15 protein-coding genes are annotated in these 14,166 nt (G+C 68.8%); 6 read left to right on the top strand and 9 right to left on the bottom strand.

The features are described 5' to 3' along the window. Positions 1-65 precede the first annotated feature (65 nt). Positions 66-1,346: an adenosylhomocysteinase gene (locus tag LCF40_RS10660; RefSeq protein ID WP_114576051.1), complete on the bottom strand. Its 1,281-nt coding sequence runs from the start codon at positions 1,344-1,346 to the stop codon at positions 66-68. A gap of 168 nt (positions 1,347-1,514) precedes the next feature. Here LCF40_RS10660 and LCF40_RS10655 point away from each other — a divergent pair, with 168 nt between their 5' ends. After that, complete coding sequence (locus tag LCF40_RS10655; RefSeq protein ID WP_114576052.1) at positions 1,515-2,471, top strand: zinc-dependent metalloprotease; 957 nt, start codon at positions 1,515-1,517, stop codon at positions 2,469-2,471. Here the strand turns inward: LCF40_RS10655 and LCF40_RS10650 are convergent. Both LCF40_RS10650 and LCF40_RS10645 read right to left on the bottom strand, forming a co-directional pair. Next, entirely contained in the window at positions 2,468-2,659 is a 192-nt protein-coding gene (locus LCF40_RS10650; RefSeq protein WP_224828455.1) for a hypothetical protein, read from the bottom strand. The genes LCF40_RS10655 and LCF40_RS10650 overlap by 4 nt on opposite strands. Continuing rightward, positions 2,649-3,035: an AtzH-like domain-containing protein gene (locus tag LCF40_RS10645; protein ID WP_114576054.1), complete on the bottom strand. Its 387-nt coding sequence runs from the start codon at positions 3,033-3,035 to the stop codon at positions 2,649-2,651. Before LCF40_RS10645 ends, LCF40_RS10650 begins: the two co-directional genes overlap by 11 nt. Before the next feature lie 108 nt (positions 3,036-3,143). Here LCF40_RS10645 and phoU point away from each other — a divergent pair, with 108 nt between their 5' ends. The 4 genes from phoU (at position 3,144) to LCF40_RS10625 (ending at position 9,461) form a co-directional block, all read left to right on the top strand. Next, positions 3,144-3,815: a phosphate signaling complex protein PhoU gene (phoU, locus tag LCF40_RS10640; RefSeq protein WP_114576055.1), complete on the top strand. Its 672-nt coding sequence runs from the start codon at positions 3,144-3,146 to the stop codon at positions 3,813-3,815. Between the two features lie 451 nt (positions 3,816-4,266). Next, the gene (locus LCF40_RS10635) at positions 4,267-8,130 is read left to right on the top strand and encodes a hypothetical protein (RefSeq protein WP_224828454.1); all 3,864 of its coding nucleotides are present in this window, start codon (positions 4,267-4,269) and stop codon (positions 8,128-8,130) included. 103 nt (positions 8,131-8,233) lie between these two features. Then, positions 8,234-8,926, top strand: a complete 693-nt coding sequence (locus LCF40_RS10630; protein ID WP_224828453.1) for a polymer-forming cytoskeletal protein — start codon at positions 8,234-8,236, stop codon at positions 8,924-8,926. 292 nt (positions 8,927-9,218) lie between these two features. After that, positions 9,219-9,461 carry a hypothetical protein gene (locus LCF40_RS10625; protein ID WP_114576056.1) on the top strand — a complete coding sequence of 81 codons (243 nt, stop codon included), beginning with the start codon at positions 9,219-9,221 and terminating at the stop codon, positions 9,459-9,461. A gap of 131 nt (positions 9,462-9,592) precedes the next feature. Here LCF40_RS10625 and LCF40_RS10620 read toward each other — a convergent pair whose 3' ends face one another. From LCF40_RS10620 to LCF40_RS10610, 3 genes are all read right to left on the bottom strand, one after another. Next, a complete protein-coding gene (locus LCF40_RS10620) occupies positions 9,593-10,249 on the bottom strand; it encodes a helix-turn-helix domain-containing protein (protein ID WP_224828452.1) in 657 nt (218 codons plus the stop codon). Positions 10,250-10,310: 61 nt separating this feature from the next. Continuing rightward, positions 10,311-11,405, bottom strand: coding sequence for a Gfo/Idh/MocA family protein (locus tag LCF40_RS10615; RefSeq protein WP_114576058.1), 1,095 nt, complete (start codon positions 11,403-11,405; stop codon positions 10,311-10,313). A 66-nt stretch (positions 11,406-11,471) separates the two neighbouring features. Further along, entirely contained in the window at positions 11,472-11,945 is a 474-nt protein-coding gene (locus tag LCF40_RS10610; protein ID WP_114576059.1) for a hypothetical protein, read from the bottom strand. Positions 11,946-12,158: 213 nt separating this feature from the next. Between LCF40_RS10610 and LCF40_RS10605 the strand changes: the two genes are divergently transcribed. Continuing rightward, positions 12,159-13,343, top strand: a complete 1,185-nt coding sequence (locus LCF40_RS10605; protein ID WP_224828451.1) for an MFS transporter — start codon at positions 12,159-12,161, stop codon at positions 13,341-13,343. Positions 13,344-13,390: 47 nt separating this feature from the next. Here LCF40_RS10605 and LCF40_RS10600 read toward each other — a convergent pair whose 3' ends face one another. From LCF40_RS10600 to LCF40_RS10590, 3 genes are all read right to left on the bottom strand, one after another. Beyond that, complete coding sequence (locus LCF40_RS10600) at positions 13,391-13,576, bottom strand: hypothetical protein (RefSeq protein WP_114576061.1); 186 nt, start codon at positions 13,574-13,576, stop codon at positions 13,391-13,393. A 76-nt stretch (positions 13,577-13,652) separates the two neighbouring features. Continuing rightward, complete coding sequence (locus tag LCF40_RS10595; protein WP_224828450.1) at positions 13,653-13,844, bottom strand: hypothetical protein; 192 nt, start codon at positions 13,842-13,844, stop codon at positions 13,653-13,655. Between the two features lie 24 nt (positions 13,845-13,868). Beyond that, complete coding sequence (locus LCF40_RS10590) at positions 13,869-14,057, bottom strand: hypothetical protein (RefSeq protein ID WP_224828449.1); 189 nt, start codon at positions 14,055-14,057, stop codon at positions 13,869-13,871. Positions 14,058-14,166 lie beyond the last annotated feature (109 nt).

The following is a 14,166-nucleotide window of genomic DNA, read 5'->3' as shown; positions in this document are numbered from 1 at the left end:
TCCTCTTCCGAAGCCGCCCCCACATGAATGGCCGTCGAAACCAACCGGACCCCGAGTAAACCCGTTCAGGTCCCGTGCTCCCAGCTTCCCATGTACTCCGTCTGGGTATCGGTGAGCGAGTCGATCGAGACGCCGTCGGCCTCGAGTTTGATCTCGGCGATCTCCTTGTCGAGTTCGTCCGGCACGTCGTGGACGCCCGGCCCGTACGCCTTGCTCTCGACGAGTTCGCGGACGCAGGCAGCCTGTACCCCGAAGCTCTGGTCCATCACTTCGACCGGGTGACCCAGGGCGACGGGCGCCGCGAGGTTCACCAGCCGACCTTCGGCGACGACGTTCAACCGCCGGCCGTCGTCCATCACGTAGGCCTCGACGCCGTCTCTGGCCTCGTAGCGCTCGGTGGCGAGGTCGTCTAGGGCCTCGAGGTCGATCTCGATGTCGAAGTGGCCGGCGTTCGCCAGCAGGACGCCGTCTTTCATCTCCGGGAAGTGTTCCTCGACGATGACGTCGCGGTTCCCGGTCGTCGTCAGAAAGACGTCGCCGACCTCGGCGGCTTCGGCCATCGGCAGCACGTCGTAGCCCTCCATGTGGGCCTCCAAGGCCCGACGGGGCTCGACCTCGGTGACGATGACGTTCGCGTTCTGTCCGGCGGCCTTCTTCGCGACGCCTTTCCCGCAGTAGCCGTAGCCTGCGACGACGACGTTCTTGCCCGCCCACGAGAGGTTCGTGGTCATGGCGATCGAGGCCAGCGAGCTTTCGCCGGTGCCGTGGACGTTGTCGAACAGCCGCTTCATCGGCGTGTCGTTGACCGCGAAGACGGGGTACTCGAGCGCGCCGTCTGCGTCCATCGCACGAAGCCGGTGGACGCCGGTGGTGGTCTCCTCGCAGCCTCCCAGGATCCCCTCGATCAGTTCGGGGTGGTCCTCGTGGATCGCCGCGATCATGTCCATCCCGTCGTCCACGGTAACGGTCGGCTCGTGGGAGATGACTGCCTCGATCGCCTGGTAGTACTCCTCGTCGTCGACGCCGCGCTTGGCGTAGCTCGTGATCGAGTCGTGGCTATCGAGCGCCGCCGAGACGTCGTCGTGGGTCGATAGGGGGTTACAGCCGGTGACGGCGACCTCCGCGCCGGCCTCCGCGAGCGTCTCGACCAGGATCGCCGTCTTCGCCTCGACGTGCATCGCCATCCCGATCCGTTGGCCCTCCAGTGGCTGTTCCTCCTCGTACTCCTCGCGCAGGCGCGTACAGATCGGCATGTGCTGGGCCGCCCACTCCATCTTTCGACGGCCCTCCTCGCGAGCCGCCTCGAGGTCGTCGAGTTGCTCGCCGATCGGGGGATAGTCGGTCATGGCCCGAGGTGGACGGGCCGTCCCCAAAACGCTACCGAAGGGGCCCGAGAGCGGACGATCTCTGCGGGGAGGTGATGGTCCGGTGCTCCCCGAAAGTGGTCGCGGCGACCGCCGACCGAACTCCGACGGGGGAGAACCCTTTTGGCTCGCCTCCCCCTATCGAGCGGCGTGAACCTCTATCGTAGCGCCCGGACCGTCGCCGGCGCGTCGGGCGATCGGGCCGTCGACTGGCGGGCCGCCGCTGAGGCCGCGAAAGCCGCCACCGACCCCGGCTCGATCGACCTCGAGCCCGGCGAGCGGGCGGCCTACGCGGGCGACGTCCGGGACGCCCGCGACGACGTCTCGGAGATCGCGGGCCTCGAGTTCGAGCTTCCGGGCACCGTCGAGATCCAGAACCGCCACCACTGGATCGACGCCAACGTCGAGACCTTCGAGCGGGTGATGGCGCCCGTCGAGTCCCGGGTCGGCGCCTTCCCTGGCGTCGCCCGGACGGTAAACACCGGGACGATGACCGTCATGCTCTCCTTTCTCGGCCGGAACGTGCTGGGCCAGTACGACCCCCTCCTGCTGGCCGACGACCCGACACGCGAACACGCGCTGTACTTCCTCCGGCCGAACATCGTCGACGCCGCTGACGCCCTCGACGTCGAGTACGACCGCTTTCGCCGGTGGATCGCCTACCACGAGGTCACCCACGCCGCGGAGTTCGCGGCCGCGCCCTGGCTCCCCGACCACCTCGAGGAGCGGATGCAACGAGGGATCGACGAGCTCTCGGAGGGCAGCTTCGACAAGAAGGCCTTCCGGGAGCTCGACGCGACGATGACCGTCGTCGAGGGGTACGCCGAGCTCCTAATGGACCACGCCTTCGACGACGAGTACGCGGACCTCCGGGAGAAGTTAGAGGCCCGCCGGCAGGGACGAAACCCCCTCCAGCAGCTGTTCCGGCGGCTGATCGGGCTCGGGCTCAAGCGCCGCCAGTACGAGCGCGGGAAGGCCTTCTTCGAGCACGTCGCCGCCGAGCGGGACGTTGCGGCCGCCGGCGCCGTCTGGGAGCGCCCGGCGAACCTGCCCAACCACGACGAGATCGACGAGCCCGACCGCTGGCTCCGCCGGCTCGATCCCTAAACGATCCAGCGCAGGTAGGCGAGCAGGGCGAAGCCGGCGAGGAGCCCGCCGAGAACCGCGAGGGCGACGAGGAGCGGCGCGGCGTCGCCCTGGAGCGCGACCAGTCCCCCGGATCCCCCGACCAGGGCGACGAAGGCGGCCTTCAGCCGCCGCGAGCCGACCGGGTCGGCCGAGCGTCTACCCGTCATCCTCGGGGGGCGCGCTGACGTGCATCGTGACGAACAGCCACTCGCCGTCGATCCGTTCTACGACCCCGCTCCAGCGACTGTCGTAGCGCCGCCGGGCGCCGCCCTCACGGTCGGTCCAGGCCATCGTGACCTCGTCGGCGAAGCGGGCGAGGTCGTCGTACTCCTCCACCCGGAGGTCGTGGCTCTCGACGTGCCAGTCGGCGGTCGTCTCGCGTTGCTCTCGGAGGGCCGCCCGGACCGCCTCGCTCCCGAACAGCGACTCGGTGATCCCGAACTTGACGGTCCTCTCGCCCTCCCGGAAGGCGTCGGCGAGCGGGTCGTCGTTCCGGAGCCGGTCGTAGTAGGCCCGGACGGCGTCCTCGGCGCGTTCGGTCATGGCCGGAGATCGGCGGGCCACGAGTAAAGGCCCACCGGACCCGGCACCGGCCAGTGAACGAGCAGTCGTGGGCACAAGCTACATGCCTCCCGAACGGGAGAGGTCGGTATGGCCAGACAATCGTACCAGGAACAGCTCGAGGAACTCCGCGGCGACGTCCTCTACATGAGCGAGGTCGTCATGGAACGGCTCCGGATGGGCCTGGACGCGTTGGACAGGAAGGACGAGGCCCTCGCTCGCGAGGTGATCGAGCGCGACGACGAGGTAAACCGGATGTACCTCGACCTGGAACAGGACTGCATCGACCTGCTGGCCCTCCAGCAGCCCGTCGCGAGCGACCTCCGCTTCATCGCGGCCTCGTTCAAGATCATCACCGACCTCGAGCGGATCGCCGACCTCGCGACGAACCTGGGGGAGTACACCATCGACGCCGAGCGCGACCTCTTTCCCGACGTCGACGTCCAGGAGATGGGGTCGCTCACCCTGGAGATGATCGAGGACGCGATGGCGGCCTACGACACCGAGAACGTCGAGGCCTGCTACGAACTCGCCGAACACGACGACGACGTCGATCGATTCGCCGAGCGTGCCAGCGAGGTCGTCGTCCGGGACCTGATCGAGCGCGAACTCGAGACGCCGAGCGAGGTCGAGGGGTTGCTCCAGGACGTCTCCCGGCTCCTGCTCACCATCCGCGATCTGGAGCGGATCGGCGACCATGCGGTCAACATCGCCGCCCGGACGCTGTACATGGTCGAGAACGACGACGAACTGATCTACTGACGGCTGGTGCTCGGGAGAAGTCGGATAGGTGACCGTACGACCGATCCGCTCGGGGCGACCGGTCGCGGTCGGGAAGTCGGCGGCCACACAGCCACGGATGGCCGCACACGGTGATCGGACATGAGTGATCCACCGGCACTCACAGGGTCGGTCGGATGGCGATACGTCGATTCGCGTCGCCGGCGCGGTGCGCCGACATCACTACTTTCGGGTGTTACAGTAATAAAGCTAGTTACTGCGGAGATTACGCCCGTTTCGGACTGATAGGGGGATTATCGTTTTCTTTTCGACCCTATTAGTGTCTCAGTGTCCCATAATCTCTCCGTCCGCGGCGCGGAAGCTGTCCGTCCGTTCAGTTCCGGGCGATCTCCCGTCCTCGCCCCGCGTTTCGGAAGCTGAAAGCATCACGGATTTATGATAGTCCTGTGTACCGTGGAATCGATCCGTTTTCATGACGCGCTTGACGCAGACGCGCCGACGGTTTCTCGCGATCGGAACTGGTACCGTCCTCGCCGGGGCGGTCGGTGGCTCGAGAACGCTCGCCCAGGAGGGCGAGTGGACGGCGGCCGACGCCCCCATCGAGGGGACGATCAACGACGTCGTCCGGTCGAGCCAGGGACCGTACGCGGTCGGGGAGGGCGGGGTCGTCCTCACACGTCGGGCCGACGGCTGGGAGACCGTTCTCGAACGGGGTCCGACCGTCGAATCGAACGCACTGACCGGCGCCGGGGTCACCGACGACGGCGACCACGTCTGGTTCGCCGGGGGAAGCGGCGTCATCGGCCGCTACGACGCCGTCGACGAGGAGCTGACCGACCACTCCGCGCCCGACGGCAAGACGAGCACGTGGGAGGCGATCACGGTCATGGGCGAGGCGGGTTCGGAGACGGTCCACCTCACAAACGGCTCGGGGGAGTACCTCAACGGCCAGTTGACCGAGGCGGGCGGCGTCGACTGGGGCGAGGTGGTCAAGCCCGGCGGGGGCTCGAGCGCGTTCGGCATCGACTTCGTCGACAGCGAGACGGGCTACATCGCGGACACCACCAGCCAGGTGTACGAGACGACCGACGGCGGCGACTCCTGGGAGACGATCGGTATCGACGGCGCCAGCGAGGAGTTCCGGGACGTCGCGGCGGTGTCGGCCGACGAGATCAACGTCGCCGCCGGCAACGGCGTCATCTACCGCTACGACGGCGCCAACTGGACGCCGGTGACCGTCGGCGAGTCGACGGTCGAGACCGTCACCCGCGAGGGAAGCGAGGGGCTGGCGGCGGGTGCCGGCGGGAGCGTCTACGAGTACGACGGCAGCGAGTGGACCGAGGTCGGAACGCCGACCGAAAGCACGCTCTCGGGGGTCGCCCTCGGCAGCGACGCGTTTCCCGCCGTCGCCGCCGGCGGGAGCGGGGCCATCGTCGAGCGCGGCGAGTACACCGCCGAGGACGACCCCGAGCCGACGACCGGCGACTGGTCGGCGATCGAGACGCCCGTCGACACGACGCTGACCGGCGTCGCCCAGTCGGGCCGGGGGCCGTACGCGGTCGGGGAGGGCGGGGTCGTCCTCACGCGCCGGGCCGACGGCTGGGAGACCGTCGTCGAGCGGTTCCCGGCGACCGAGCCGGCGTCGTTGACCGACGTCGCCGCCAGCGACGACGGCGACCACGTCTGGTTCGTCGGCGCCAGCGGCGTCGTCGGCCAGTACGACGTCACCGACTACCAGCTGACCGACCACTCCGCACCCGAGATCGAGGAAGAGGACGGCAGCACGAGCCGGAAGACGAGCACGTGGGAGGCGGTCGCGGTCACGGGCGCCGCGGACTCGGAGACGATTCACCTGATCAACGGCTCCGGCGAGTACCTCAGGGGAACGGTCACCGAGGCGGGCGGCGTCGACTGGGGTGACGTGATCAAGCCCGGCGGGGGGTCGAGCGCGTTCGGCATCGATTTCGTCGACAGCGAGACGGGCTACATCGCCGACACGACGAGCCAGGTGTACGAGACGACCGATGGCGGCGACTCCTGGGAGACCATCGGCGTCGACGGCGGCTCGGCGGGGTACAACGACGTCGTCGCCCGCTCGCCCGAGGAGATCTACGTCGCCGCAGGCGACGGCACCGTCCTGCGGTACAACGGCGCGGTCTGGACGAAGCTCTGGGCCGGCGGCAACGGGCTGCTCGGGGCCGATGCGACCGACGAGGAGGCCGCGATCTCGGGCGCGGAGGGGACGATCTACGAGCAGACCTCGCGGGGCTTTCGGGCCGCGGACGTCGACGCCGAGAACACCTTGGAGGACGTGAGCCTCGACGCGAGCGGCGACTACCCACACGCCGCCGTCGGGGCGAGCGGGACCGCCGTCGAGAACGGCGAGTACGGCGCCGCCCCGGTCGAGGACGACGAATCGACCTCGGAGTGGGAGGCCGCCGAGGCGCCGGTCGAGGTGGTCTTCCACGGGGTGACTCAGGCCCAGAACGCCTACGCGGTCGGGGAAGGCGGGACCGTCATCGAGCGGTCGGACGGCGAGTGGTCGGTCGTCGTCGAGGACGGTCCGGGCGCCGGGGAGAACACGCTGAACGCCGTCGCGGCGACCGATCTCGGGAACGGGGTCTGGTTCGCGGGCGGCAGCGGCGCCCTCGGCGAGTACGACGCCGTCGAGGGGGAGCTGACCGACCACTCCCAGCCCGAGATCGAGGAGGAAGACGGCAGCACGAGCCGGAAGACGAGCACGTGGGAGGCGATCGCCGTCACGGGCGAACTCGGGGCCGAGACGGTCCACCTGGTCAACGGTTCGGGCGAGTATCTGCGCGGAACGAAGGGCTCCGACGGGAGCATCGACTGGGGTGACGTCATCAAACCCGGCGGGGGCTCGAGCGCCCTGGGGATCGACTTCGTCGACAGCGAGACGGGATACGTCGTCGACACGACGAGCCAGGTGTACGAGACGACCGACGGCGGCGACTCCTGGGAGACCATCGGTGTCGACGGCGGCTCCGCCGCCTACACCGGCGTCAGCGCCCGCTCGCCCGAGGAGATCTACGTCTCCGCGGGCAACGGCACCGTCCTGCGGTACAACGGCGCGGTCTGGACGGCCCACTGGGCCGGCGGCAGTGAGTTGAACGCCATCGACGCCGACGACGACGACGTCGTCACGGCCGGCGCCGGAGGGACGATCGTCGAGCGGACCACCCGCGAGTGGGCGACCGCGGAGACCCCGACCGAGGCGACCATCTACGGGATCGCGCTCAACGAGGGCGGCGTGAATCCGGGACTCGTCGTCGGCAACCCGGGAACGATCTTCGAGCGCGTGGGGACTGCGGTGGACGACCCCGACGACGGAGGCTCCGAGGACGATGGTGACCAGCAGGACGGCTCCGACGGCGAGGGCTCCAGCGACGACGATCAACAGGACGATGGAGGAACGGGCGACGACGATCAGCAGAGCGATGGGGACCAGCAGGACGGTGATGCTGGTGACCAGCAGGACAGCGATGAGCAGCAGGACGACGGGAATACGGGCGAGGATGACGGCGATCAGCAGGACGACGGAGAGGCGGGCGACGACGATCAGCAGGACGGCGGTCAGCAGGACGATGGAGGGACGGACGAGGAGGCCTCCGAGGGGGACGGCTCCGACGGCTCCGACGAGGGGGATGGCGGCGATCAGCAGGACGACACCGGCGACGACTCCGACAGCTCCGACGGTACGGACGACGGGGACGGGTCGGACGACTCCGCGGACGGCGATCCGGCCGAAGACGGCTCCGAGGGAGCGTCCGAAGACGGGGAGGAGTCCGACGACGACGCACCCGCAGACGGCTCCGGCGACGGCGGTCAGGAGGACGACGACCCCGACGGCGGGGACGGGCAGGACGGGGCTGACGACGGGGGCGATGGAGGCGCGAGCGAGGGCGGAGAGACGGGTGGGGACGCTTCCGACGGCGACGGCTCAGAAGGAACCGACGACACCGAGGGAACGTCGGACGGGGACGCGGCTACCGATCCGGAGGCGGATGCCGACCCGGACGGGGACACCGATTCCGGCGGCAGCGACGACGCCAGCGACGAGGACGGCGGCTCGGCCGGGACGGCCTCTCTGTCCGCGACCGGCACCGGCGCGGACGGCAGCGGTCAGTACGAGGTCAGAAACGACGGCGAGACGGCGATGACGGCGACGATCACCGTCGACGGCGAGACCGTCCGGGAGGTCGAGGTCGACGCCGGCGGAACTTCCTCGATCGCGCTGGAGGGGATCGAGGGCTCGACCGTCGCCCTCTGTATCGACGGCGAGGAGGTTGACCGCGTCCGGCCCGCCGACTGCTGACGCCGTCGGCTGCCAACGGCACGACGCGGTTCCCGATGGATACGCTACGACCGGGCGACTCGACGGACACAATTCTTATCGACGTTCCTCGCTGAGGAGAGTCATGAACAGACGAGACGTTCTCGTGACCGGAACGGTCGTCCTCGCGGCAGGGTTCGCCGGCTGTGCAGCCGAGCAGGTAGACGAGGCCGACGAGGCCGATGATGCCGACGGGACGGATGCCGAGGACGCCGAGGACGAGGGGGACGCTCCCGCGGAGGGCTCGGAGGACGGGAACGGTTCCGACGGTGTCGAGGAGGGATCCGAGGGGGACGAAGCGGTCACGATCTCGGGCGAGGAGGAGGAGGGCGACGTCTCCGCAGGCGGCCCGGTCCGGATCGAGCCGGAGACGGAACTCGACGGCTCGATCGCGGCCGACGGCCCGGTCACGGTCGGAAGCGAGGCCGAGATCGGCGGCGGGATCGAAAGCGGCGGGGCCGTCACGATCGAGAACGGGGCCGACGTCGACGGTTCGATCGCTGCCGACGGCGATCTGGTCGTCGGGGAGGAGGCAGAAATTGACGACGAGGTCGAGAGCGGCGGAGCGATCAAGGTCGAGGACGGTGCCGACTTCGACGATGACCTCGCGGCAGGCGGCGAGATAGCGGTCGGGGCCGACGTCGAGATCGGCGGCGACGTCGACGCCGGCGGCGCGGTTACGATTGGCTCGGACTCCGAGGTCGACGGCTCGGTCACCGGTTCGAGCGTCGACGTTGACGACGCGGAGATCGACGGCGAGGTCACCGAGACCGGCTGACCGCCCGCGTTCACGCGAGGGCGGGCAACCGTTCCGGACGATTATCGAGGACGTAAGTCCGGGTTCGCTCCGGCGAGACCCGTCAGACCGGTCGTTTCGGCGGACGACGCGACGGCGTTCGGGCCGGCGGTCGGTTCCGAAGCGAACGGTTCTCGTGGCGGATGGCTGTCGTTGAACGGACGAAATCGTGGATTCAGGCGATCAAGAAATTCGGGGAGACGTGACTGAATCGGCGTCAAGGGTCTCAACGCTGTCCCCCCGTTATAGGCGTCGGCCGGAAGGGGAAACTACCATGACCGGCCCTCCACTCGGCAGACGACGGTTCGGGGCGACAGTCGCCGCCCTCGCTGTCGGCCTCGCCGGCTGTATCGACGACGACGAGGACCCCGACGACGAGCCAGAAGACGACAGCGGGGACCCGGACGTCGCGATCGACCTCAGCGAGATCGGGCTCGGCGGTGGCGAAAACGAGACCGAAACCGACGACGGCGAGGGTGATCGAAACGCAAGCGATGACACCGACGACGGGAACTGATCGCATCCACGGCTCCGAGGACAGCCCGCTGGTCGTTTCGATTCCGCTTCGAGCAGAGGGCGAACGGGGGTCGTTCGGGCTCCGGCGGGATTCGATCTACCGGTCTCCGGTACGTTCCCGTGGCCGCCGTACTACCGTTCGGTCCCGATGATGACGGTGTTTTCCACCAGCGATTCGTGGCCCCGCCGGAGGCGTTCGGAGAGCGCCTGGTGGGAGACGCCGATCTCCTCGGCGAGATCGGTCATCGAGGTGTCCCTGGGGATCTCGTAGTAGCCGGCGTCGTAGGCCGAAACCAGCGTGTCCTGTTGGCCGTCGGTTAGCCCGAACCGGCCCTTGCGGCCGTCGTCGACGTTGTAGATCGTGTAGATGTCCATCGAGAGGCCCCGATCCTCGCAGTAGTCGTGGGTCCGCGAGAGGGCGTCTCGGCTCGGAAACAGGATTCGCAGGCGCCAGTCGTCGCCGTTGCCCTCCGCCGAGAGGATCGCCCCCTCCTCCTCGACCAGGATCTGCACCAGCGTGTCGATCTGTGCGACCCAGTCCATCCGATAGAGGCGCTCTTCTTCCAGATCCGCGAGACACTCTATCTCGGCGACGCTGTCGTCGCCCTCGAGGGCGTCCTCGACGTCGCCGGCGCTCGGCCCGTCGATCCAGACGTAGGGCATCACGTGGTCGGTGTCGTGGGCGACGACGCGCTCGATCTCGTACTCGAGGTCGTCGAAGCGATCCGTCGTCTCGCTCAGGGCGAACTCCTCGGCTGCCAGTCCGATCTCGACGACCGTTCCTCCCATACCGACCGGTTGGCTTGCGTGCGTAAGTAGGCTGTCGTTCGTCGCGGGGACGTGGTCAGGTCTACGCCGCGTCGTCCCGGCGTTCGTCGCCGACGGCGACACAGGTACCCGACTCCGCCGAGCGGTAGATCGCGTCGATCACCCGCTGGACCGACAGCCCCTGCTCGACGGTGTTCATCTCGGGGGCCTCGCCCGCCGCCACCCCCTCGAGGAAGAGCCGATCGCTGCCGGCCCAGCCGGCGTGGTCGATCGACCCCTCGGAGACGGTCGCGTCGACGAGGTGGTCGGTGCCCTGCCGGCCGGCCTCGTGGATCGTTAGTTCCTCGCCGCCCAGCTCGAGGGTCGCGCCGGCCTCGGTCCCGCGGGCGAGGAACTCCGTCGAGTCGGGCTGGTTGGCCGCCCAGGTCACCTCGAGGGAAATCGTCCGGTCGTCGCCACACCGGATCATCGCGGTTGCGGAGTCCTCGACGTCGAACACGGCGTCGTCGGTCTCATCGTACCAGTCGCCGGGATCGACGTAGTCCTCGCGGTGGCCGAACTCGGTGCGGGTGACCGCAAAGACCTCCTCGACTTCCGGATACTCCATCAGGTAGAGCGCGAAGTCGATCGCGTGGACACCGATGTCGACGACGGCGCCACCGCCCGACAGCTCCTTCTCGGTGAACCACGAGCCCACGCCCGGAATCCCCCGCCGGCGGACGTAGTCAGCGTCGACGTGGGTGATCTCGCCGAACCGGCCCTCGGCCTGATACTCGGTGAAGACCTCCGCGGCCGTCGAGAGCCGGTTGTGGAAGTTCACCATACAGAAGCCCTCGGAGTCGGCGGCCGCGGCCGCGATCCGTTCTGCGCCCGCCAGGTCGTCGGCGAGCGGCTTCTCACAGAGGACGTCATAGCCCCGCTCGAGGGCGGCGACGACGGCGGGCTCGTGGAAGGCGTTCGGCGTCGAGACCGCGACCGCGTCGAGCTCCTCGGAATCGTACATCTCCTCGAAGGACTCGTAGGTCGCGGCGCCGTAATCGCCCGCGAACGCCTCCCTGGTCTCGGCGACGACGTCGGCGCCCGCGATCACGTCGTGGCCGAACTCCACCGCGTTGTCGGCGTGGGTCCGGCCCATGAAACCGAGGCCGACGACGCCGAGGCTGACAGTCGTACTCATCGATTCGGGAGAGAAAGTCCCGCCCCAAATAGATGCGTGTCTCGGTCGCGGGCGGGATCGAAGGAGTCACTCCTCGCGCTCGGTCGGGGTCATCGCGACGACGACGTCCCGGACGTAGCGCATACACGAGCCGATTCCCATCACCCCGTCCATCAGCGCCTGCTGGGTCGTCTCCTCGGGGTAGAGGCGGGCCTCGAGCTGGAGCGTCGAGGCGTGGCGAAGCGCCGCGGGGGCGCCTTCCCCGTCGAGAAAGGTGTAGAAGCCCGGCGTCGCCGCCAGCATCGGCCCGATCGACTGCAGCAACTGGCTTCGCCGGTCGTCGTCCCGGAGGAGTTCCGTGGCACCCTCGCCCTCGAACCCGTTTCGCCCGACGATCCGCACCGGTCCCCACTGCTCCTCTTTGATGACGTGAATCGGGAGCCGGGAGAGCTCGAGCTCGAAGTTGAACTCGGTTCCCGACTCGTCGTGGCTCTCGACCGACCGGAGGACGGTGTCGTCGAGCCAGTGGCGGACCTGCTCGTCGCTGACGTGTCTCGTCATGGGCACCGATCAACCGACGGCGGCAAAAAGCTTCAGCGTGCGAGGGACGCGTCGGCACCCATCGAAAGAGGCAGGGTCGGCCGACACCGAGGCGTTCAACTCCACGAGGGAGAGACCGCCGGACGTGTCGAACGTGGATCGAGCGACGTCCGTCGGCGCCCGCGCCGCGAGCGGGTCGGCCGAACCGCCGGAGCCGCGTGGGTGGTCGCAGCCGTGACGCGGCCGAAACCGTCGGGGCGGGCGGGCCTGTTCGGGACGATCTGTCTGCTCTCCTTTCTGGTGAACTACGGCCGGATGGCGTTTGCACCCCTCGTGGACTTCTTCATCGAGTCGGGCGTGAGTCCGGCGACTGCGGGGCTTGCGGCGACGGCCGTCTGGATCGGGAGCGCGCTCACCCGGCTCCCGACGGGCTACCTGCTCACGTTCGTTTCCCGCCACCGCGTCCTGCTGGGGATGGGCGCCTTTCTCGCGAGTGCGGCGGCGTTTACCGCCCTCTCGCCGACGATCGGACTGACCGTCCTCGGTGCCCTGCTGATCGGCCTGGCGACCGGCGTCTTCTTCATCGCGGCCAACCCGCTCGTGAGCGAACTCTACCCCGAGCGGATCGGGCTCGCGGTCGGAATCCGCGGGATGTCCTCTCAGGTCGCCGCCGTCGGCGCGCCGTTCCTGGTGACCGCGACGATCGCACTCGGCTCCTGGCGGCTCGGCTTCGGCGCGCTCGCCGCCCTCGCGGTCGTCGCGACCGCCGTCCTCGCCGTCGCCGTCCGCCGGGCCGACCTCCCCGACGCCGGCCGCGAGGACCGCGACCTGCTGGCGGGAATCGCCGCCCAGTGGCGCCTGGTCGCCGCCGGCATCGTCTTCGTCGGCTTCACGGGGTTCGTCTGGCAGGGCGTGTTTAACTTCTACGTCACCTACCTGGGCGCCGCCAAGGGGATCGGGTCGGGAACGGCCAACACCCTCCTGACCGTGATGTTCGCCGCCGGCATCCCCTCGTTTCTGGTGGCCGGCCGCCTCGCGGACCGGTTTTCGTATCTCCCCGTCCTGCTCGCCGTCCTCGGGGGATTCGTCGCCTGCCTGCTCGCCTTTACCGTCGTCTCCGGGGTCGCCGGGATCGCCGCCGTCTCGATCGTGATGGGCGTCGTCATCCACGGCCTGTTCCCCGTCGGCGACGCCTACCTCCTCGAGACCCTGCCCGACGAGAACCGTGCCAGCGCCTACTCGGGATTCAGCGCGACGATGATGCTCATCCAGGCGCCGGGAAGCGTCGCGGTCGGGCTGTTCGCCCAGGGCGGGATCGCCTACTCGGAGGTCTTTCGGGGGTACGCCGTCGCGGTCGCCGCCATCGCCGTCGGGATGGCCGTTCTCGCTCGTTCCGGGCGGTTGCCGACTGGACGGTGACTCCCGCCGCCGGGGTTTGGACCCGACGGCTCGGCGGTCGACGTAGGTTACGGCGCCGACGGCGACCCGTCGGCCCGTCCGAGGACGGTGAACTCGGTGCCGCCACACTGCGTACATCCTGCGGGGACCCCGATCGGCTCGATTTCCCCGTCGGGGGAGAGCCGAACGGTGTAGATGTTCCCGCAGCCGTCACACCGCCCGGCCGCCCGGTCGTTCTCCGTGATGTGGGTCATGGGCGTGCTCCCTACTGGGACGGACGGGTCCATGAACCCCGGATACCGTTCGTGGATCAATCGGAGTGGATGGCGATCAAGCGGGTTGAATTCGGGACGAACGACAGTCTGTCGAACCGAACTGTCGGTTACGATTCGGTGCCAGCGCGATTCCATCCACGGGTTCCCGATCGACGACCCGGGTCGCCGGGTGCTCGTCGTACGTCGGGAGGTGGTAGTCGCTCGCCATCCAGCCACCACCGATCACCCCGACAGCAAGCTCGTCCATGCCGGCTTCTCGACCCTCCTTCGCTTAAACCCCGGCGACGCTCCTCTCCCGGTCCGGTTTTCGGTGTCGGCGAATCGGGGTCCCCGGCGTCGACATCGAGAGCCCCGGGAGAACCGGCCCGTTCGGACCGTCCTCTCCAATCTCCGCGATCGATGTCCGAGCGGGCCCGTCGTCGGCGACCGAGTGGCGTATCGTCGGTGCGACGACCGCCACTGCCTTCCCCCACCACCGACAGACCGCCCGCCAGACATCGTCTATCGGTTGACGAACGGAGAAATATACCCACCGTTCGAACGGTTGTTCACCCGCGAACAGCCCGTTC

The sequence above is a fragment of the Saliphagus infecundisoli genome, from assembly GCF_020177375.1.
Classification (GTDB): Archaea; Halobacteriota; Halobacteria; order Halobacteriales; family Natrialbaceae; genus Saliphagus; species Saliphagus infecundisoli.
Note: the sequence above shows the minus strand (reverse complement) of the source record. Positions and strands in the feature narration are given on the sequence as shown.